Here is an 18,930-nt window from a genome sequence, read left to right as displayed (position 1 = left end):
GGAAGGAGCTACAGCAGCGCTAACCCAGCGTAAAAAATCACCACCGATGCAATTTAAGCAGAAGTTGAATACGAAATGCATGCAATGCGCATGCGCCATGCTGATGTATTAATCCCTTTCCCTAGCTAGCGAATGTCATCAATTCGCCTACACTGCCAGCTCTTTGCAAAGGGTGAGCGGCTGTTTGGCAGCCCCTCCCCCAGAGCCGCAAAAATCAACGAGATCACTCGCTCAAAAAGGCTAAAAATGTTACGTACTATTTTGTCTGCTGCTTTATTGTTTGCTGCCGCCCTAGCGCAAGCTAGCTCGCTGGAGTCGATTCAGCGCAATGGCACAATCGTGATTGGTGTACGTGATTCATCACCGCCTTTTTCTGTACTTGATCCTCAAACCCGCGCTTTAAAAGGCTACGACATTGAGTTTGCGCAGGGGATTGCCAAACGCCTGAATGTGAAGCCGGTGTTTAAAACCTTGGAGTCGAATGATCGCTTGCCATGGCTAAAGCAAAATAAGGTCGATATCGTCGTGGCCGTGTTATCGCGTACGCCAGAGCGGGAAAAAGAAATCGATTTTAGCGTGGGTTATTTCGTAACCGACACGCGGATTTTGGCCAAAAAAGGGCGCTTCAAGAGCGATAAGGATTTGGTGGGCGCTTATTTAGCCGCTGCGAATGCATCGACTGGCGCTAAATTGCTACGCCAAAGTTTTCCCAAAACCAAGCTGGCCGAATTTGATGATGTACCTGAAATGGTCAAAGCACTGCAGGCCGATATTGTCGAAGGTGTGGTTGACGATGCGCCGGTGCTGGCGATAGCGCTGAATAAAATACCCGAAGCACAGCGTAGCCGCTATGCGCTGAGTGATTTTGCGTTGGCGCTGGAAATCTATGGCGTAGGTATCCCGAAAGGCGAAAAAGCCTTACAAACTGCGATCAATAATGCACTGCTTGAGATGGAAAAAAGCGGTGAAGCGCTGGCGATTTTCAACCGTTGGTTTGGCCCAAATAGTAGCGCCCCAATTCAGCGGATTTTCACGATCAACCCGAGTCGAAACTAAGATTGCATGCGGTTTTGCGTTGCTTGCACCGTACTGTGCGTTGAGAACTGAGCACGCAGCTTCGCTAAACGGCGCGCATCTCATCTTGTACTGAAAATCGGCAAGGTTATTCACTGGCACTGATGCTTAAACGCTGAGGTCGAGTTGCTGCACCGTGCCGACTTGGCCGTTTTCGTGCAAATAGACGCCAGAGCTGCGAATTTGCCCGTAATTTTGGTTTTGGCTGTTATTCAAATCGAAGTCGCCACGGGCATAGCCCAAATAAATCGCACCGATGCGTAGCTGATTTAAGCTGTGCAGCTGATCCTGCCCGCTTGCGTCTTTGAGCCAGAGTTTGAGGTTGGCATACACGGCGTCGGCGTCGTCGATCCAGCCATTTTGGTCGCCATCATACTGCGCTAAATCGGTAAAGCCATTGCCACTTTGGGCGCCAAATAACTCTTTGCCATCATTAATTTTGCCATCGCCATTGCGATCCAGTGCCAAATAGGCGCTGCCGCGATTGAGCATGTGCAGCGTTTCTTTGCTGTCATCGGCATCGATATCAAATTGGAAGGTTTTGTCCGATAGCGTCACGACCGGGGCGTCGTAATTGAGCACCAGCGGGTCTTTTTTCGGTCGCGCCGCGCTGCCCGTTGCGATGTTGATGTCGATGGTTTGGCTAAAACTGCGGCTTAAATTCAGCTCGGCCGTAAAGCTGATTTCGCGACCATCAGCAGTTTTGATCACGCCACTGGCATTAAATTGCGTTTCTTCGCTTTCGTTTTCGCTGGCATGGTATTCGATGCTAAGGCCGTCTTCTAACTGAGTAGGGCTTGGGGTATTGCGCTGTGGCGCTTCTTGAGTGGTGTCTAGCGCCTCATGCCCTAGTTTAATTTCCCGACCTAGCATGGCTTCAAGTAGGCTTTTAATCATTCTGAGCCGTGGATCATTATTGACGGCTTCTTCCTGCTCTTCAATCATGCGCGCAGCGCTAGAAATACTCACCGAATCGTCGACGCTACTCGGCGCGGGGCGTGGCGCTTCATAACGGATCGACACGCGTTCGACGTGTTCACGTTGAAAACTACGCTGCGCCGACAGCGCCAAATCCGATTCGACAATCCGCATCATGCACCTCGAATGGTGAACGCATGCGTTTGAGAGCCCGCTCGCATGCAAAGCATACTGAATTTATCGGCCATTTTTGCGGTAAGCAGAGGGGGCGTTGCTGAGCTAATTGGAGTAACTGATGGGCGGCAGCGCGAGTTGATAAACCGTTGCCGTTCATGCTTATTCTCTTCGTCATACCGGCGCAGGCCGGTATCCAGAGCGATGGTCAAATCATCAGCATCATTGTGGATCAATCGCTGGCAGTGATTCTTCATGCATGGTCGCGCTCATGCCGCGCGGCACTGACTTTTCTTGAACGGCCAAGAAAAGTAAGCAAAAGAAGGCCGCCCTAGTATCTGCGTCCGACTTCGTCGGATTCCCTCCCTGCTTGTTCCTCGCTCGGCTTGACACAAGGGATCCCGCGCAGCTCAACGAGGTTTACAATTTAGTCGATGTATTGCCAGCTAGGCATTGTAAGTAAAGGGCTGCAATAAAATACATCGATACGTAGGGTGCCAATGAGCGAAGCGAATTGCACCGGATTTTGAATTTTTCTTTGATTCAATCTGGAGTGGTTGTTCACGCTGAGTCGCGCTAATGCCGCGCGGCACTGACTTTTCTTGAACGGCCAAGAAAAGTAAGCAAAAGAAGGCCGCCCTAGTATCTGCGTCCGACTTCGTCGGATGCCCTCGCTGCGGACAATCGAGGCGGTTGCTCTCAAAACTCGTTCGGCCTCAAAAACAAAAGCATCGGCCTCGCTCAAACATTGATCGCAAAAACCCCGCCCCGCTTGTTCCTCGCTCGGCTTGACACAAGGGATCTCGCGCAGCTCAACGAGGTTTGCCATTAGGTTGATGTATTGCCTTCTAGGCATTGTATATAAAAGGCTGCAATCAAATACATCAATGCCGTAGGGTGTCAATGAGCGAAGCGAATTGCACCGTTTTGATTCGCGATTTACGGTTTGCGTAGGTCGGATGAGCCGAAGGCGTTATCCGACTTAGCATTTTCTAAATCTGCGACTGCTATGTTTTTTTAACCTTGAGTCGCGCTAATGCCGCGCGGCACTGACTTTTCTTGAACGGCCAAGAAAAGTAAGCAAAAGAAGGCCGCCCTGTATCTGCGTCCGACTTCGTCGGATTCCCTCGCTGCGGACAATCGGCAAGGCGGCGGGTTTTAACAAAACAGAACCCGCCGAAACCCCCTTGCCGCTTGTTCCTCGCTCGGCGCGACACAAGGGATCTCGCGCAGCTCAATGAGGTTTGATATTGAGTCGATGTATTGCCAGCTAGGCTTGGTAGATAAAGGGCTACAATCAAATACATCAATTCCGTAGGGCGGGTTAGCCGAGGGCGTAACCCGCCAATCTGATTCCAAAATCACAAATCGCGATCAGCGCGGGTTGATAAACCTAACCCGCCCTACGTACTATCAGATTATCTGTTCAGTCAAATTGGAAATCACTCTCTAAATATAGCTAGTGTAGGGCCATTTTTGCATTCTTCCGAATATCTACCGCTATACGCTCTGTCTGCAGGGCTGCTACATTTTACTAAATATAATTGAGCAACATCACTGCCAATTGGTATTTGTATTTTCCATTTTGATAAATTAACTATTTCAAGTGTTATGTAGCCATCAAATCCGGGTTCAATCTGCCCATCATTGCATGTTGCTTGCACAAATAACCTTGCAAGAGTCCCTTTGGTTTGGACAAGCCCGAAATAATCGTGAGGTATTTTATATTTGTGTTGGCTGCTGGCAATTAAGCACTCTCCTGGTTCAAGTGATAAATTCTGCTCGGCATTTGCTCTTTCCATAAACAATGTCTTGGGTTCTGGGCCTACGTTATACGTAATCACTTTACCGAATTTTTCTGGGTCGGGTTTATAATAACTTTTCCCTAGCCGGATTTTCAATGAGTATTCGTCGATTAATTGCTTGTCGCAGATTTCGTATTGATTTACTAAGTGCTCAAGATTTTTTTCTATTGGAATCATGGTGTTTTGATTTGAGTATTTTGATTTTTACTTTGTGCTGGCGGTGTTTGATTGTGCTGAGCAGGGGGAGATGTTTTATTATCAAGCATATGTTTGTAATATAGTGTGTAGGTTAAAGCAAAAGTTAGTCCTGAGCTGAAAATTCCTGATGCAATCCATCCAATCCATGAAGTTTTATTGTTAGAAAGCCATTTCCTTATTTCTTTTATTTTTGATTTCTGTAGTGCAGAAATATCGCTGGAACGATAAGTACGTGCATGTACCTTTGTTGATTCAGTAGAAAAGAAAATAGCTGACGCAATCTTCACACCTTTTTCTATTTTTTGGCTTCGGTTTGTTGTATTGTATATTCTCAGTTGTAACTTTCCGTGGAATGCAGGTTCGATTTTTGCTGAAGCAACTAGTATTCCCTTCGATAAAAATAAACTACCAGTTGGCAGTACAATTCCATACCTATTATGAGGAATGGATATCCGTTCTTTTGTTTCAACAACAATTGAATCTTGCCCGCGAATGGTAATAGACTCTTCGATCTGAAATAAATTCCTATTATGTTCAGAGTAATTTTCATTCCAGCCTTCGCCTAAGGTTAGCTCAATTGAAAACTCCTCAATTTTCTCTGCATCTGTATAAATGAAGCTGTTACTTGATAGCGCATAATTATTGAATTCTTCCTCTGAGGTACTAGTTCTTCCTTTGATCTGAACAATACTCATTAAACTTGCCCTTCATCAAAAGGTTGAGAAATCCGACCACCTTGCCATTGACCACGATAAAGGCCAACATTACCTTCTACTGAATGAAAAACAACATGAGCAAATCTTGCTCCTTTTTCTATTTCGAAAGCTTGACTGTTCAGATTTATTAGCGAAAACGTCATTGGGCCTTTGTAGCCAGCGGGTAAAATACTTGACGTGAATTGTATTCCGCTACGAAATAACGTGCTTCTAGGAAAGAAAGTTGCTGCTAAGTCTGATGGCAAATCAAATTCTTCTGTTGTAGTGGCTAAATATATTTTTTCCTTTTCAAGAAAATAACAGCCGTCTGGATTGGGTGTAATTATTGTTGTGGCTGGAGTACGCCTTGTCTGGACTCTTAAACTACCACTCCCATCACTTAAAATTGAAAGTGTATTGAGCTGTAAATCAAATCCAACCCCTTCTGCGTTGGTTAGTTCTCGCTCAGATAGGTTCTTTATTATTTTACCGTTCTTTATTTGCTCAATAAGAGCATTTGGAGTGAAAATCATCTTTTTTTATCCAAAAATCTCAGTAGTAACGTGCCGGTGTTTATCGTCAGTGCTAATCTATCTGTCGATATGGCTGAATCATTTCTTTATCAATTAGCCCTATAACTACCAGTTAGCTTACCACACCTAAATCACAGCACGGTAGGCTGGTGCTAAGCCTGCACAGCCCAGCGTTTACCGCGTATGCCCGATGAATTAGCTACGAATTTGTTGGGCTTCGCTTCGCTCAACGCCAACCTACGGTGTTGATGTATTTGCTTGGAGGCTTTTATTTTAAAAGCTTAGCGGGCAATACATCGTATTAAAATCAAATCTCGTTGAGCTGCGCGAGATCCCTTGTGTCAAGCCGAGCGAGGAACAAGCGGGGCGGGGTTTTTGGGGTCAATGTTTGAGGCCGAAGGCCGAGTTTTGACCACAACCGCCTCGATTGTCCGCAGCGAGGGCACCGACGAAGTCGGCGCAGATACTAGGGCGGATTTCTTTTGCTTACTTTTCTTGGCCGCTTAAGAAAAGTAAGTGCCGCGCGGCATTAGCGCGACTCACTACGAAATATCACCACTCATTCAGATGAAACAAAAAGCCTCGCATCTGCGAGGCTTTTTAATGGGTATTGGTCGCCAAAAAATACTTAACAAGGGCTTATGCTACATACCCCAAGTTTGGTGCTAAGTCTCTTTCGGCTTGAGCCAGTGAAACACCACGGCGCGCTGCGTAATCTTCCACCTGATCCAAGGTCACTTTCCCCACGCCAAAATAGCGCGATTCTGGATGGCTGAAGTAGAACCCACTGACGGCTGCAGTTGGCAGCATGGCGTAGCCTTCGGTCAATTCCATGCCGATATTCGGTGCGTTCAGCACTTTGAATAGGTCAACTTTCGGCGTGTGGTCTGGGCAGGCTGGGTAGCCGGGGGCTGGGCGTACGCCGACGTATTTCTCGTCGACTAGCTCGTCGTTGCTCAGGCGTTCATCCGCCGCGTAGCCCCACAATTCGGTGCGTACGCGGTGGTGCATGTGTTCGGCGAAGGCCTCCGCAAATCGGTCGGCGAGCGATTTGAGCAAGATCGCGCTGTAGTCGTCATTCGCGTCTTCAAAGGCTTTCACTGGTTCATCAATGCCGATGCCGCCGGTGACGGCAAATGCGCCAATGTAGTCTTTAATGCCGGATTCTTTCGGCGCGATAAAGTCGGCCAAGCACCAGTTCGGTTTCACTTCGCCAGTTTTTGGTTTCGGCAATTGTTGGCGCAGATTGTGCCAAACCATTGCGACTTCGCCAGTGACAGGATCGTATAGCTCGATGTCGTCGTGATTCACACTATTAGCGGGGAAGAAACCAATCACGCCCGCAGCGGCGATCCATTTTTCGTCGATGATTTTTTGCAGCATGGCTTTCGCATCAGCATACAAGCTGCGTGCTGCTTCGCCGACGACTTCGTCGGTCAGAATCGCTGGATAACGGCCATGCAATTCCCAGCTTTGGAAGAACGGCGTCCAATCAATAAACGGTTCGATTTCCTCAAGGCTATAGTTGGTATATTCACGCACGCCAAGGAAGGATGGCTTTGGCGGTGTATACATCGTCCAATCGGGGGCGAACTTGTGTGAGCGAGCTTCTGCTAGGCTAATGAGTTTGGTGCGATCTTTATTCTCAAAAATCTGCCGCGCTTTGGCGTATTCGGCTTTTACTTCGGCAGCGAAAGCGGGTTTTAGTTCGTCGCTCAATAAGCTTGAGCACACGCCCACCGCACGGCTGGCGTCGGCCACGTAGATCACTTGGTCGTTCTGATAATGCGGCTCGATTTTCACCGCCGTGTGTACCTTGGATGTCGTCGCGCCGCCGATCAGCAGCGGAATCGTAAAGCCTTGGCGCTGCATTTCTTTGGCAACGTGGCTCATTTCTTCCAAACTCGGCGTGATCAAACCAGAGAGACCAATAATATCCGCCTTGATTTCGCGCGCGGTATCGAGGATTTTTTGCGCGGGCACCATCACGCCCAAGTCGGTGACTTGATAATTATTACAACGCAGTACGACACCGACGATGTTTTTACCAATATCGTGCACGTCGCCTTTGACCGTCGCCATCACAATCACGCCTTTGGCTGGCTCATCTTGTAGGCCGAGCGCGATTTTTTCAGCGTCGATAAACGGCTCTAAATGCGCGACGGCGGCTTTCATCACGCGCGCGGCTTTCACCACTTGCGGCAGGAACATTTTACCCGCGCCAAATAGATCGCCAACGACGTTCATGCCATTCATCAAATGGCCTTCGATGACGTGAATCGGCCGCTCGACCGAACAGCGCGCTTCTTCGGTGTCTTCAACGATAAAGGTCGTAATGCCTTTGACGAGCGAATGCGTCATGCGGTCTTGCAGCGGCAATTCGCGCCAGCTCAGGTCTTCGCCTTTGGCCACGTTGGCGTCGCCTTTAAACGCTTCGGCCAGCACAATCAGCGCTTCGGTGGCCGCGAGCGCGTCGTCCGTCGTCATCAGAACGACCGATTCAATCGCGTCGCGCAGCGTTTTCGGCACTTCGTCGTAGGTTTCCAGCGCGCCCGCGTTGACGATCCCCATCGTCATACCTTGCTGAATCGCGTGATACAGGAACACCGCGTGAATCGCTTCGCGCACCTTGTTATTGCCACGGAAACTAAACGACACGTTGGATACGCCGCCGCTGATTTTGGCGTGCGGTAGGTTTTGCTTAATCCAGCCGGTCGCTTCGATAAAATCGAGGCCGTAACGCGCGTGCTCGTCGATACCAGTGGCAATCGCGAAAATATTTGGGTCGAAAATAATATCGGCTGGGTTGTAGCCAATTTCGTCGACCAAGATGCGGTAGGATTTTTCGCAAATCTCGATTTTACGGGCGTAAGTGTCGGCCTGACCCACTTCATCAAAAGCCATCACAATCACCGCTGCGCCGTACATTTTCAGCAAGCGCGCGTGATGTTTGAACTGCTCAACGCCTTCTTTCATCGAAATCGAGTTAACAATACATTTGCCCTGCACGCATTTCAGGCCGGCTTCGATAACATCCCATTTCGAGCTGTCGATCATGATCGGCACGCGTGAAATATCTGGCTCGGCGGCGATTAGGTTCAGGAAGGTGACCATCGCCTTATGCGCGTCGAGCATGCCCTCGTCCATATTAATGTCGATGACTTGCGCGCCGTTCACCACTTGCTGCCGCGCCACATCCAGCGCGGTGGTGTAGTCGCCATTCAAAATCAAACGCGCAAAGGCTTTCGAGCCGGTGACGTTAGTGCGCTCGCCGACGTTGACGAATAGATCTTTATCGCCGATGTTGAACGGCTCTAGGCCAGAAAGACGACATTTAGGCTCGATTTCGGGGATTTTACGCGGTGGTAGATCTTTTACCGCTTGATAAATTGCCGCGATATGCGCTGGCGTCGTGCCGCAGCAACCGCCGATGATATTCACCAGACCTGATTGCGCCCATTCAGCCACTTGCGGCGCCATATCTTCAGGCGACAAATCGTAGCCGGTTTCAGCCAATGGATTTGGCAAACCGGCATTGGCATGCACTGATACAAAAGTATCGGAAATGCGGCTCATTTCTTCGACGTAAGGGCGCAGCAGATCAGGCCCGAGCGCGCAGTTTAAGCCGAAGGAAATCGCATCGGCATGGTGCAATGAATTGTAGAAAGCTTCAGTGGTCTGGCCGGTGAGCGTACGGCCAGATTGGTCGGTAATCGTGCCGGAAACCATAATCGGCAATTCTTCGATATCGGGGCGGTCGGCGAAGTATTTCTTAATTGCGAATACCGCGGCTTTGGCATTCAACGTATCAAAAATCGTTTCGACCATCAGAATATCAGCACCACCTTGCACGAGGCCGTCGATGGATTCGAGGTAGGCGGTGACCAGCTCGTCAAACGTCACATTACGGAAACCGGGATCATTCACATCAGGTGAAATCGAGCAGGTACGGCTGGTTGGGCCAAGTACGCCAGCACAAAAGCGCGGTTTTTCTGGCGTTTTAGCCGTTTGCGCAACGCACAGCTCTTTGACCAGCTTGGCGGCAGCGAAATTAAGCTCCCACACTAAGCTTTCCATATCGTAATCGGCCATCGCGGGCGCAGTGCCGTTAAAGCTATTGGTCTCGATAATATCGGCGCCCGCATCGAGATAGGCTTGGTGAATTTCGGCAATGATATGCGGTTGGCTCAGCACCAACAGATCGTTATTGCCTTTGACATCGGTATGCCAATCGGCAAAGCGCTCGCCACGGTATTGTTCTTCGTTGAGCTTGTATTGCTGGATCATCGTGCCCATGCCGCCATCCAAAATCAGGATGCGTTGTTCAAGTAAAGCTTGGAGCTGTTTGAGGCGGGTCATGAATAATCCAGAAATTAAATCGGTCAACCTGACATTTTACCATGGCAGCAGCCAATTGCCTTACTGCCGATGGTCTGATGCGCAGGCTGGTAGCGGCGGCTTTGGTATTAATTAGCATTTCGAAGCGGACTTTGTGCCTATTTCTTCGTGGTGTTTGCCTTTAGGCTAAGGGTATGAATTTATAGGAGTTGTTTCGTATGTCGCCGCTGGTCGTTCAATCTATACGCCCGATTAAGCCGATTTCTTTCGCTAGCTCAATGCAGCGGGCGAAAGAGGGTGATCGTCCGCAAGATCGAATGGATAGCCTGCCATTACCGACTCGTGGCGCGAATACTGCGCAAATGGGCGTGTTGACGACGCAGCGGTCTGATGATCTGGCGGTCAAAGCACCTGCAGATTTGCCCCTCTTTTCGACTTTGGCGCTGGTGCAAATGCTGCCGCCACGTAGCGCGTCGCCAGCTCGTCTGCAGGATTATGTGGCGATGGCCTCATCGAACGAAGATGAGGCGGATGTGGGCGTCGGCCAGCTCTTCGATATGCACGCATGAATTTGATTCCATTGGTCTTTTTACACTGCAGTTTTGTCAATTGCGGCGTATGCTAGAGTCATTAGTTCAAAGTAAGGAGCCGCTATCATGTCACCGATCAGTTCTTCCAGTGTTAGTAGTGCGATAGTCACGCCACCCAGTGGTGCAACGGGCAGTAACGTTGCTGATTTGCAAAAACAGCAGCAGCAACAACAGCAAGAAGTGCGTGAAAAAGCCAAGCCCGTTGTTGAGCAAGTGTATATTTCAAACCAAGCGCAGAAGCAGTTGGAAACGTATGCCGCGAGTGCCGCCAATGCCGCAGATCGTTATGATGAAGATCCATCAACTAGCAGCGGCGTGAGCACTGAGCAAGTATTGAATGCGACACAAAAAATACAAAATCGCCAAACGGCAGCCGCAGTGGCCGAATACAATAAACAGCAAGCTGAGGCCAGCCCGCCTAAGCCAGAACCTCGTGAAGAGGCTAAGCCAAGCGCATCCATTAAAGCCATTGCTTAGGGTAATTTTGGACGATGCAATGAGCATCAGTTTAGTCATTTTGCCACGCACAAAAAAACCAGCCACAGCGCTGGTTTTTTTGCGCCAAGTGAATACTCTTGCTGCGATTGATCTCCTAATAAGGACATATCGGGCAAATCATCTTGGGAGTATGATTGGTGCAATGCAACAGGCGCAAGCCTCAATCTTGAAATCGTAGGGAGAGATCATTATGGCCGGTTCACTCGAAGGAAAAGTCGCATTGATTATGGGTCTAGCCAATGAGCATTCAATTGCTTATGGCGTTGCCAAGTCGCTCAAAGCACGTGGCGCGACAGTGGTGTTGACGTACCAGACTGAGAAAACGCTGAAATTTATCCAGCCCTTATTTGATGAATTACAACCTGGCCTTACGCAGCTCTGCGATGTGCAAGACGAGGCATCGGTGAGCGCGCTGTTTGCGGCGATCACGCAAAAATACGGCCAGCTTGATATTGGCGTGCATTCGATTGCGTTCGCGCAAAAAGAAGACTTGCATGGTCGCGTGGTGGATAGCTCGGCGGCGGGTTTTGCCTTGGCGATGGATGTGTCGTGTCATTCTTTCATCCGCATGGCGCATCACGCCGAGCCATTGATGAAGCAAGGCGGCACTTTGTTGGCGATGAGTTATTACGGCGCGGAGAAAGTCGTTCCTAATTACGGCATGATGGGGCCCGTTAAAGCGGCGCTAGAATCTGCGGTGCGCTATATGGCCGCTGAGCTAGGCCCGAAAAAAATCCGCGTGCATGCGGTGTCGCCCGGCCCAGTCAAAACGCGCGCCGCGAGTGGGATTCGTGAATTTGATCTGCTGATTAGCAACGCGACTGGCAGCGCGCCATTGCGTGAATTACCGGATATCGACGATGTCGGCGAAGCCGCAGCCTTCTTATGCGAAGCGGGCGCAGCCCGGTTAACAGGCAGTACGTTTTATGTTGATGGCGGCATGAATATTATGGCGTGATGGGTATGTTGATCTAGGCTTTTTATATTAAGGCTTGGATTAATATACCTATGCGGCCTGAGTGTTTTTGATCGTGTTTGATAGGGTTTTATCTGGCGTGAGTTTGTACTTTTACACTTGAAGCATCCTTAGATTGAGCATCTAATGGAATGTTACCTTCTGAAAAGCCAGTCTGTTATATCTGCTTAGGTATATCGATAGAGAATTTATTCTATAAGCGCTGGCATCATATACCCATGAAGACACTTCACGCCTCTGCTATCCCCGCACCTGAAAGCCGCTTTGCCGGTTGGATTTTACTGCTCGCTGCGCTAACTGCACTTGGGCCGCTATCAATTGATATGTATTTGCCGGGTCTGCCTGCCATTGCCAGTAGTTTGCACACTGACGATGGCACGGTTCAGCTGACGTTGGCGAGCTATTTTATTGGTCTGGCGCTGGGGCAGATTTTGTATGGGCCTTTGTCGGATCACTTTGGGCGCAAGCCGCCGCTATTGATTGGTTTGGGCGTGTTTTTGCTGGCGTCGATAGGCTGCGCGCTGGCAACGAGCATTGAAGCGCTGATTGCGCTGCGCTTTGTTCAGGCGCTGGGCGGTTGCGCGGGCATGGTGATTTCGCGTGCTGTTGTGCGGGATCGTTGCGAGCCACGAATGGCGGCGCAGGTGTTTTCGTCCTTGGTGTTGGTAATGGGCATCGCGCCGATTTTGGCGCCGCTATTGGGCAGTTGGGTCGTCTCAGTGCTGAGCTGGCGCGCTATTTTTGCTTTACTGGCGTTGGCGGCGCTGATCAGTTTGATTGCGATGCATTATCTACTGCCCGAATCGCGCCCGGCGAAAGTGGGCGAGCCATTTCATATTGGCGACACGCTGCGTGCCTATCGTGCGCTGCTCGCTGATCGGCATTTTATGGGTTATGCAATGACGGGTGGCTTGGCGACGGCGGGCTTATTTGCCTATATCACCGGCTCGCCGATTGTAATGATGCAAGTCTATGGCCTCACGCCAACGCAATACAGTCTGACATTCGGCAGTATCGCCGCGTGTTATATCGTTGCAAGTCAATTTAACGCGCGTGCCTTGAAAACCTATTCGATTGATCAATTGCTGCAACGCTCAACGACGATGCTGGCGCTGACAACGAGCATCTTATTGATTGCCAGCTTGCTGGGGCAGCCTCCGTTTTGGCTGGTGGTTGGCTGCATTTATTTGTATCTGATTGCGCTTGGTTTTGCGGCATCGAATGCGGCGGCGGGCGCGCTTGCGCATCACGGCCAGCAAGCTGGGCTGGCCTCGGCGCTGATGGGCACGATGCAATTTAGTATTGCGACGGTCGCGGGGGTGTTGATGGGCGTTTGGCATGATGGCAGCAGCTTGCCCTTGGCCGCGACTTTGGCATTTTGCGGCATTGGTTCATGCTTATGCTATCGCTATGTGACCATTCCATTGGATGCGCGCAAGGCTTAGTTGGCGCTGCAAACGTCGAAAACCAAATTGCGTAACCAACGATGCGCGGGGTCGGCATCCATTCTGGGATGCCATAGCATCGAAATTGTGATTTCGGGCGTAGAAAAAGGTAGTGCAAACGTATGCATACCAGCGCGCAGCGCGCGTGTATGCCGCTCGGGAACGGTGGTAATCAAATCACTTCCCCGCGCGAGCGCCAGCGCGGCTGAAAATCCACTGACGAAAGTATTGATTTCGCGTTCTAGCCCGAGTGATTTTAAAGCTTCATCGATTGGCCCTTTATTCAAACCGCGCCGCGATACCAAAATATGCTGGCCTGATGCATAGCGGGATGGGCTTATTTCCCCTTCGCTGAGCGCATGTCCTATTCGGACGACACCCACCGCATGATCACGAAACAGCGCTCGCGTTCGCACTTCGGGGCCTGTCGTATTGCCGATCACACCCGTTTCTAAATCAACGCTACCTTCACGCAGTGCGCTGCTGTCTTTATCTAGTTTTTGCACAAAGCGCAGCCGCACTTGAGGCGCTTGCGCGCTGATGCGACTAATCAGCTCTGCGCCAAAGTTTTCAACAAAGCCATCACTGCTACGCAGCGTGAATGTTCGCTGTAGCTGCGTCAGCTCCAACTGTTCAGCAGGGCGCAGCACGGCCTCTACGTCTTGCACTAGATGATTCACTAATTCACGAAGTTCAAGTGCTCTGGGCGTCGGCACGAGACCGCGTCCGGCTCGCACCAAAAGTGGATCGCCAGTGGTTTCGCGTAATCGTGTTAATGCGCGGCTCATTGCCGATGGGCTCAGCCGCAAGCGTTTGGCCGCACGTGCTACGCTGCCTTCAGTGAGCACAGCATCAAGCGTGAGTAGTAAATTGAAATCAGGATTGGGCATAAAGATGATTCTAGCTCAGTTTTAATATGGCGTTGTATGCATTAATAAAGTGCAAATGCTGCGTCTTGTGCATGATTGGGCTGAAGAATACGCTGTGTAGATCAATGTTTCGGACAGATTCAAATGCCACACACATCTCTCACAGCAACGCCGACTGCTATCGGTTCAGAAGTCACGGGAAGTGAAGCTTTGACTCCCACTGCTCGCTGGGCACTGGCCAGCTTATCGCTTGCAATGCTACTGGCCTCACTGGGCAGCAGTATTGCCAATGTGAGCCTTCCGACTTTAGCCCATGCATTCAGTGCTTCATTTCAACAATTGCAGTGGGTGGTGCTCGCTTACCTGTTGGCGATCACGACGCTGATTGTCAGTGCTGGGCGGCTCGGTGACATGTTAGGTCGCCGCCGATTACTATTGTCTGGCCTTGCGGTGTTCACGCTGGCTACGATTTTGTGCGCGATTGCGCCAACTTTGGGCTTATTGATCGCAGCGAGAGCCATACAGGGTTTTGGCGCGGCAATGATGATGGCGCTGAGCGTGGCTTTGATCGGTGAAACTGTCGCTAAAGAAAAAACAGGTAGCGCGATGGGCTTACTGGGAACGATGTCGGCGGTGGGCACGGCACTTGGTCCATCTTTGGGCGGCATTTTGATTGCTGGCTGGGGCTGGCCCGCTATTTTTTTGGTGAATGTGCCTCTGGGTTTGTTGGCATTTTTGCTGGCGTATCGTTTTTTACCGCAGGATCAGCTCAAAAAACAGATCGACTTTGATTGGCTGGGAACGCTGCTTTTGGCATTGACACTGGGCGCGTATGCGCTGGCGATGACTTTGGGGCGCGGTTATTTTGGTTCGCTTAATTTGGTTTTGTTACTGCTTGCAGGTATCGGTATCGGGCTGTTTGTTTTTGTTGAGAGAAAAGTCGCTTCACCTTTAATTCGCTTAAGTCTGTTCCGTGATGTGGCGCTCAGCGCTAGCCTGCTGATGAGCGCTTTGGTTGCGACGGTGATGATGACGACTTTAGTTGTTGGTCCGTTTTATTTGTCACGCGCTTTTGGCTTGGATGCTTTGCAGGCTGGGCTTGTTTTATCTATCGGCCCACTAGTAGCGGCTATTGCGGGTGTGCCTGCAGGCCGCTTGGTGGATCGTTTGGGCGCGCAGCGAATGACGATGCTTGGCTTGATTGGGATCGCGCTGGGTTGCGTGGCTTTAGCGCTGATGCCAGTGGCGTTTGGCGTGTTGGGCTATCTGCTGCCGATAACGCTGATCACCAGTAGTTATGCACTGTTTATGGTCGCTAATAATACTGCCGTGATGCGTGATATTCGTGCAGAGCAGCGCGGCGTGATCTCTGGCATGTTGAGTCTTTCGCGTAATTTGGGCTTGATGACTGGCGCATCGTTGATGGGCGCAGTGTTTGCATCGACGAGTAAAGACATCAACACCGCGTCTCCCGCTGCGGTAGCGAGCGGGATGCATCTGACGTTTGCTGTCGCAGCGGCTTTAATTTTGATTGCGCTGGCTGCTGCGCTGATTGTGTATCGTAAAAAGCCTTAATTACTGCGGCGTAGCACTTGGGGCTGGCGCTGTGACGAGCGTGAGCGCGATACCATAAGGGCTGCGGATTTTTTTGAGCACGCCGCGTTTTTCTAATCGCGCAATCGCGTCATCCAGCGCTTGGCGGTCAGCCTCGGTAGTGCTTTTCTTGCTGAGCATCATGCGCACATGATCGTTTACGATGAGTTTGGGCAGCGCCACAATCGGTACATTGCGCAATTTGGACTCGTAAATCATTGCGCCAGTATCGCCCATCAATAGTTCGGTACGTTTGGCTGCGGTCATTTTGATGGCTTGGGTAAAGGTTTCAAATGGCGAAATTAAATTCGCTTCATTGAGCCAGAAATAATGCTTTTTGTAATCTTCACCATACCAGCCTGCATTGGGCGCCAGTAGTGTGATTTTTTGCTGCAGAATCGGTGCAAAGCCGTCGATATTGCGGTATTTGGCGATTTTATCGGGAGTCGTAAATAAGCTAATCGATTCATTGCGATAGGGCGCGGTAAAGCGGCTAAATGCTTCGCGTTCGGGGGTAATTGAGGCGGCCAGCATCAGGTCAATTTCGCCGCGCATAAACATCTCTTGTCGCCGTTTTCTAGGTAGCTCCTCTCCAATTTGGAGTTTACATCCCGCTTCGGCAAAAATCGCTTTCGCCAATTCAATATCTAAACCTGCGGGCTGACCCTTGGCATCGGTGTAAATATACGGTGGCCATTGTTCGATGGCCATTTTCATGACTTTGCTACACGCTTGTACGGGTAGGCTGAGTGTTACGCTCGATGCAAAACAACAGATTAAAAATCGTTTGAGCATCTTGTTCACCTTACGGTTTTTGGGGTGGTTATTGTGTTTTAGTTGTATATAGCGGGAAATACCAAGGAATAAAGACAGGCTGTCGCGATGGCTTTGATCTGTATCCGCAATAAAAAATACCCCCAGTTTGATGTGGGGGTATTTGTTTGTAAAGCATTATAGGTAATGGCTAGATGCTAATACCCATTGTCATTATTGTGCTGTCATTTGCTCGGCTTGAATGGCCGTTAATGCAATCGTGAACACAATATCGTCGACCAAAGCGCCACGCGATAAATCATTCACGGGTTTGCGTAAGCCTTGCAACATCGGCCCCACGCTAACCACATCAGCGCTGCGTTGCACCGCTTTATAGGTGGTGTTGCCGGTATTCAGATCGGGAAATACGAACACCGTGGCGCGACCAGCTACCAAACTGCCCGGTGCTTTTTGTTGGCCGACTTCTAGTACCGACGCGGCATCGTATTGCAGCGGGCCATCAATCAACAATTGCGGATGACGTGCTTTGGCAATTTCAGTCGCGCTACGTACTTTATCGACATCAACGCCCGTACCCGATTGGCCTGTTGAATAACTAATCATCGCTACTTTTGGCTCGATACCAAACGCTTTGGCTGAATACGCGCTTTGTGCGGCGATTTCGGCGAGTTGCTCGGCATCTGGATTGGGATTCACCGCGCAATCGCCGTAAACCAACACTTGCTCAGGCATCAACATAAAGAACACTGACGATACAATCGACGAGCCGGGTGCGGTTTTAATGAGCTGGAGTGCAGGGCGTATCGTATTGGCGGTGGTGTGAATCGCACCTGAAACTAAGCCATCGACTTCATCAATCGCCAACATCATCGTGCCGAGCACGACATTGTCTTCGAGTTGGCGCAGTGCTTGGATTTCGGTGAGGCCTTTGGATTTTCTCAGTTCAACCATAGGCGCAACGTATTGAGCACGGATTTCTTCTGGATCAAGGATCTCAAGTGAGGCAGGCAGCGTGAGCCCTTGAGTGGCCGCGATGCCTTCAATCACTGAGCGTTTGCCGAGTAATACACAGCGGGCGATGCCTTTTTCTTCGCAGACAATCGCCGCGTTGATCGTGCGTGGTTCTTCGCCTTCGGGCAGCACAATCCGTTTATTGGCATTGCGCGCTTTTTGAATCAGCTGATAGCGGAAAGCGGGCGGGCTGAGATGATGCGCCGCTTTGGTATTCACTCCGACATTCAGCGCTTCGCTATCGAGTTGCTCGGCAACGGCATTCATCACGCGCGTCATACGGTCGCGGTCATCGGCAGGTACGGCAGTCGGTACGGTGCTGATCGCCAGCGCGGTGCCAAAGCTATCGCCATCGGTACGTAGCACTGGAATCCCAGTGCGGAACGCCATTTCGGTAAACGCACGCACGGTTTCGTTCAGTTCGGTATTGTGGGTCAGGATCAGACCGGCGAGTTGCACGCCATTGCTGGCGGCCAGTGCGGTTGCCAAAATCACGTCGTCTCTATCGCCCGAACTGACAATCAAAGCGCCGGCTTTCAGGCGGCGAATCACTTCCGGTACGGCGCGCGCAGCGACCACAGTTTCGCTAACGCGGCGGCGGGTTAGCTCGCCTTTGACGATAATTTCGGCATTCAAATGCAATGCGACATCCAGCGTGCGTGGTGCGAGCAATTTAGGATCAAATTGCACCACGCCCCAGATTTTGAGTTCGCCGATTTCGGCCTGCGTCGCGGCCAGATTAAATTCTGCAGCCGCTTTATTGAAAATCACACCACCAACGCGCACGCCTTCATTGCGAAATTGGCGCTCGGCGACTTTGATTTCTTCAACGGCATTTTTCGCGCTGGCATCGGTAATCAAAATCACCGTGGCCTGTAGACCCAGCGCCATTTGCGTATTAAGTTGCGTCGTGAATGGGTTACTAGCATCAGGATGCAGGCCTTCAACGACGAGCACATCGGCGTCTTTGCCAGCAGCCATACTCATCGTGATGATTTCTTCAAGCAAATCATCAGTTTCATCGTTGGAAACTTGCTCAATCGCATAATTGGCGGGCAGTGCATCGGGCACGTCGAGCTGGCAAATTTGTCGCGCAAAATGCGTTGAGCGTTCAATCTCGCACGCCGATTGATCTTGTGCGACGGGTTTAACAAAGCCGACTTTCAAACCCTGATTTTGCAGGCAACGCACCACGCCGAGTGTGACTGAAGTTAGGCCGACATTCAGCCGCGTTGGCGCAATAAAAAATGTTTGCATATTTATAAACCTAATTCTAGCGGCCCAGACTGTGGGCAATGGCGTGACTATAGCGCGAGCGAGCTTTTCTTTATATGACAAAGCTCTATTTTTGCTGGATTAATTCTTGGTAATTTTGCCTATATTTGGCGAAGGATTTGCGGCCTAATACTCGACTGCTGATGTTTGCGCTTGTAAATTTA

Annotated in this window: 15 protein-coding genes; 6 read left to right on the top strand and 9 right to left on the bottom strand. The window is 50.3% G+C overall.

Annotated elements, in window-relative coordinates; all coding sequences use genetic code 11:
* Nucleotides 1-246 precede the first annotated feature (246 nt).
* Nucleotides 247-1,056: a transporter substrate-binding domain-containing protein gene (locus Q320_RS0107325; protein WP_027468464.1), complete on the top strand. Its 810-nt coding sequence runs from the start codon at nucleotides 247-249 to the stop codon at nucleotides 1,054-1,056.
* 126 nt (nucleotides 1,057-1,182) lie between these two features.
* On the opposite strand, the gene Q320_RS18910 is transcribed toward Q320_RS0107325, so the two are convergent.
* From Q320_RS18910 to metH, 6 genes are all read right to left on the bottom strand, one after another.
* Nucleotides 1,183-2,169: an SPM autocatalytic domain-containing protein gene (locus Q320_RS18910; RefSeq protein WP_156939016.1), complete on the bottom strand. Its 987-nt coding sequence runs from the start codon at nucleotides 2,167-2,169 to the stop codon at nucleotides 1,183-1,185.
* A gap of 424 nt (nucleotides 2,170-2,593) precedes the next feature.
* Nucleotides 2,594-2,995 carry a hypothetical protein gene (locus tag Q320_RS0107310; RefSeq protein ID WP_027468462.1) on the bottom strand — a complete coding sequence of 134 codons (402 nt, stop codon included), beginning with the start codon at nucleotides 2,993-2,995 and terminating at the stop codon, nucleotides 2,594-2,596.
* A gap of 613 nt (nucleotides 2,996-3,608) precedes the next feature.
* Nucleotides 3,609-4,148, bottom strand: coding sequence for a dCTP deaminase (locus Q320_RS0107305; RefSeq protein WP_027468461.1), 540 nt, complete (start codon nucleotides 4,146-4,148; stop codon nucleotides 3,609-3,611).
* Nucleotides 4,145-4,864, bottom strand: a complete 720-nt coding sequence (locus tag Q320_RS0107300; RefSeq protein WP_027468460.1) for a dCTP deaminase domain-containing protein — start codon at nucleotides 4,862-4,864, stop codon at nucleotides 4,145-4,147. Before Q320_RS0107300 ends, Q320_RS0107305 begins: the two co-directional genes overlap by 4 nt.
* A complete protein-coding gene (locus tag Q320_RS0107295; RefSeq protein ID WP_027468459.1) occupies nucleotides 4,864-5,397 on the bottom strand; it encodes a dCTP deaminase in 534 nt (177 codons plus the stop codon). Before Q320_RS0107295 ends, Q320_RS0107300 begins: the two co-directional genes overlap by 1 nt.
* 639 nt (nucleotides 5,398-6,036) lie before the next feature.
* Nucleotides 6,037-9,756, bottom strand: coding sequence for a methionine synthase (gene metH, locus Q320_RS0107290; protein ID WP_027468458.1), 3,720 nt, complete (start codon nucleotides 9,754-9,756; stop codon nucleotides 6,037-6,039).
* 197 nt (nucleotides 9,757-9,953) lie between these two features.
* Here metH and Q320_RS0107280 point away from each other — a divergent pair, with 197 nt between their 5' ends.
* The 4 genes from Q320_RS0107280 to Q320_RS18905 all read left to right on the top strand — a co-directional run bounded on the left by Q320_RS0107280 (nucleotide 9,954) and on the right by Q320_RS18905 (nucleotide 13,244).
* Entirely contained in the window at nucleotides 9,954-10,304 is a 351-nt protein-coding gene (locus Q320_RS0107280) for a hypothetical protein (protein ID WP_027468457.1), read from the top strand.
* An 87-nt stretch (nucleotides 10,305-10,391) separates the two neighbouring features.
* A complete protein-coding gene (locus tag Q320_RS0107275) occupies nucleotides 10,392-10,802 on the top strand; it encodes a hypothetical protein (RefSeq protein ID WP_027468456.1) in 411 nt (136 codons plus the stop codon).
* Between the two features lie 211 nt (nucleotides 10,803-11,013).
* Nucleotides 11,014-11,781, top strand: coding sequence for an enoyl-ACP reductase FabI (fabI, locus tag Q320_RS0107265; RefSeq protein WP_035852975.1), 768 nt, complete (start codon nucleotides 11,014-11,016; stop codon nucleotides 11,779-11,781).
* A 236-nt stretch (nucleotides 11,782-12,017) separates the two neighbouring features.
* A complete protein-coding gene (locus Q320_RS18905) occupies nucleotides 12,018-13,244 on the top strand; it encodes a Bcr/CflA family multidrug efflux MFS transporter (RefSeq protein ID WP_051534556.1) in 1,227 nt (408 codons plus the stop codon).
* On the opposite strand, the gene Q320_RS0107255 is transcribed toward Q320_RS18905, so the two are convergent.
* Entirely contained in the window at nucleotides 13,241-14,134 is an 894-nt protein-coding gene (locus Q320_RS0107255; protein WP_027468453.1) for a LysR family transcriptional regulator, read from the bottom strand. The genes Q320_RS18905 and Q320_RS0107255 overlap by 4 nt on opposite strands.
* A 123-nt stretch (nucleotides 14,135-14,257) precedes the next feature.
* On the opposite strand from Q320_RS0107255, the gene Q320_RS0107250 reads away from it, so the two are divergent.
* The gene (locus Q320_RS0107250) at nucleotides 14,258-15,688 is read left to right on the top strand and encodes an MFS transporter (protein WP_084282455.1); all 1,431 of its coding nucleotides are present in this window, start codon (nucleotides 14,258-14,260) and stop codon (nucleotides 15,686-15,688) included.
* Here the strand turns inward: Q320_RS0107250 and Q320_RS18900 are convergent, their stop codons facing one another.
* Together Q320_RS18900 and pta are read right to left on the bottom strand one after the other, a co-directional pair.
* Nucleotides 15,689-16,501 carry a substrate-binding periplasmic protein gene (locus tag Q320_RS18900; RefSeq protein ID WP_084282453.1) on the bottom strand — a complete coding sequence of 271 codons (813 nt, stop codon included), beginning with the start codon at nucleotides 16,499-16,501 and terminating at the stop codon, nucleotides 15,689-15,691.
* Nucleotides 16,502-16,693: 192 nt separating this feature from the next.
* On the bottom strand, nucleotides 16,694-18,748 hold the full coding sequence (pta, locus tag Q320_RS0107240; protein WP_027468451.1) for a phosphate acetyltransferase: 2,055 nt from the start codon (nucleotides 18,746-18,748) through the stop codon (nucleotides 16,694-16,696).
* Nucleotides 18,749-18,930: the final 182 nt, after the last annotated feature.

Origin of the sequence: Deefgea rivuli DSM 18356 (assembly GCF_000620145.1) — a bacterium.
In the GTDB taxonomy this organism is placed as follows: domain Bacteria; phylum Pseudomonadota; class Gammaproteobacteria; order Burkholderiales; family Chitinibacteraceae; genus Deefgea; species Deefgea rivuli.
Note: the sequence above shows the minus strand (reverse complement) of the source record. Positions and strands in the feature narration are given on the sequence as shown.

What these genes read in the sequence shown, in the direction of transcription:
- Q320_RS0107325 (WP_027468464.1), top strand. Translation starts at nt 247, where the DNA reads ATGTTACGTACTATTTTGTCTGCTGCTTTATTGTTTGCTGCCGCCCTA.
- Q320_RS18910 (WP_156939016.1), bottom strand. Translation starts at nt 2,169, where the DNA reads ATGATGCGGATTGTCGAATCGGATTTGGCGCTGTCGGCGCAGCGTAGT.
- Q320_RS0107310 (WP_027468462.1), bottom strand. Translation starts at nt 2,995, where the DNA reads ATGGCAAACCTCGTTGAGCTGCGCGAGATCCCTTGTGTCAAGCCGAGC.
- Q320_RS0107305 (WP_027468461.1), bottom strand. Translation starts at nt 4,148, where the DNA reads ATGATTCCAATAGAAAAAAATCTTGAGCACTTAGTAAATCAATACGAA.
- Q320_RS0107300 (WP_027468460.1), bottom strand. Translation starts at nt 4,864, where the DNA reads ATGAGTATTGTTCAGATCAAAGGAAGAACTAGTACCTCAGAGGAAGAA.
- Q320_RS0107295 (WP_027468459.1), bottom strand. Translation starts at nt 5,397, where the DNA reads ATGATTTTCACTCCAAATGCTCTTATTGAGCAAATAAAGAACGGTAAA.
- metH (WP_027468458.1), bottom strand. Translation starts at nt 9,756, where the DNA reads ATGACCCGCCTCAAACAGCTCCAAGCTTTACTTGAACAACGCATCCTG.
- Q320_RS0107280 (WP_027468457.1), top strand. Translation starts at nt 9,954, where the DNA reads ATGTCGCCGCTGGTCGTTCAATCTATACGCCCGATTAAGCCGATTTCT.
- Q320_RS0107275 (WP_027468456.1), top strand. Translation starts at nt 10,392, where the DNA reads ATGTCACCGATCAGTTCTTCCAGTGTTAGTAGTGCGATAGTCACGCCA.
- fabI (WP_035852975.1), top strand. Translation starts at nt 11,014, where the DNA reads ATGGCCGGTTCACTCGAAGGAAAAGTCGCATTGATTATGGGTCTAGCC.
- Q320_RS18905 (WP_051534556.1), top strand. Translation starts at nt 12,018, where the DNA reads ATGAAGACACTTCACGCCTCTGCTATCCCCGCACCTGAAAGCCGCTTT.
- Q320_RS0107255 (WP_027468453.1), bottom strand. Translation starts at nt 14,134, where the DNA reads ATGCCCAATCCTGATTTCAATTTACTACTCACGCTTGATGCTGTGCTC.
- Q320_RS0107250 (WP_084282455.1), top strand. Translation starts at nt 14,258, where the DNA reads ATGCCACACACATCTCTCACAGCAACGCCGACTGCTATCGGTTCAGAA.
- Q320_RS18900 (WP_084282453.1), bottom strand. Translation starts at nt 16,501, where the DNA reads ATGCTCAAACGATTTTTAATCTGTTGTTTTGCATCGAGCGTAACACTC.
- pta (WP_027468451.1), bottom strand. Translation starts at nt 18,748, where the DNA reads ATGCAAACATTTTTTATTGCGCCAACGCGGCTGAATGTCGGCCTAACT.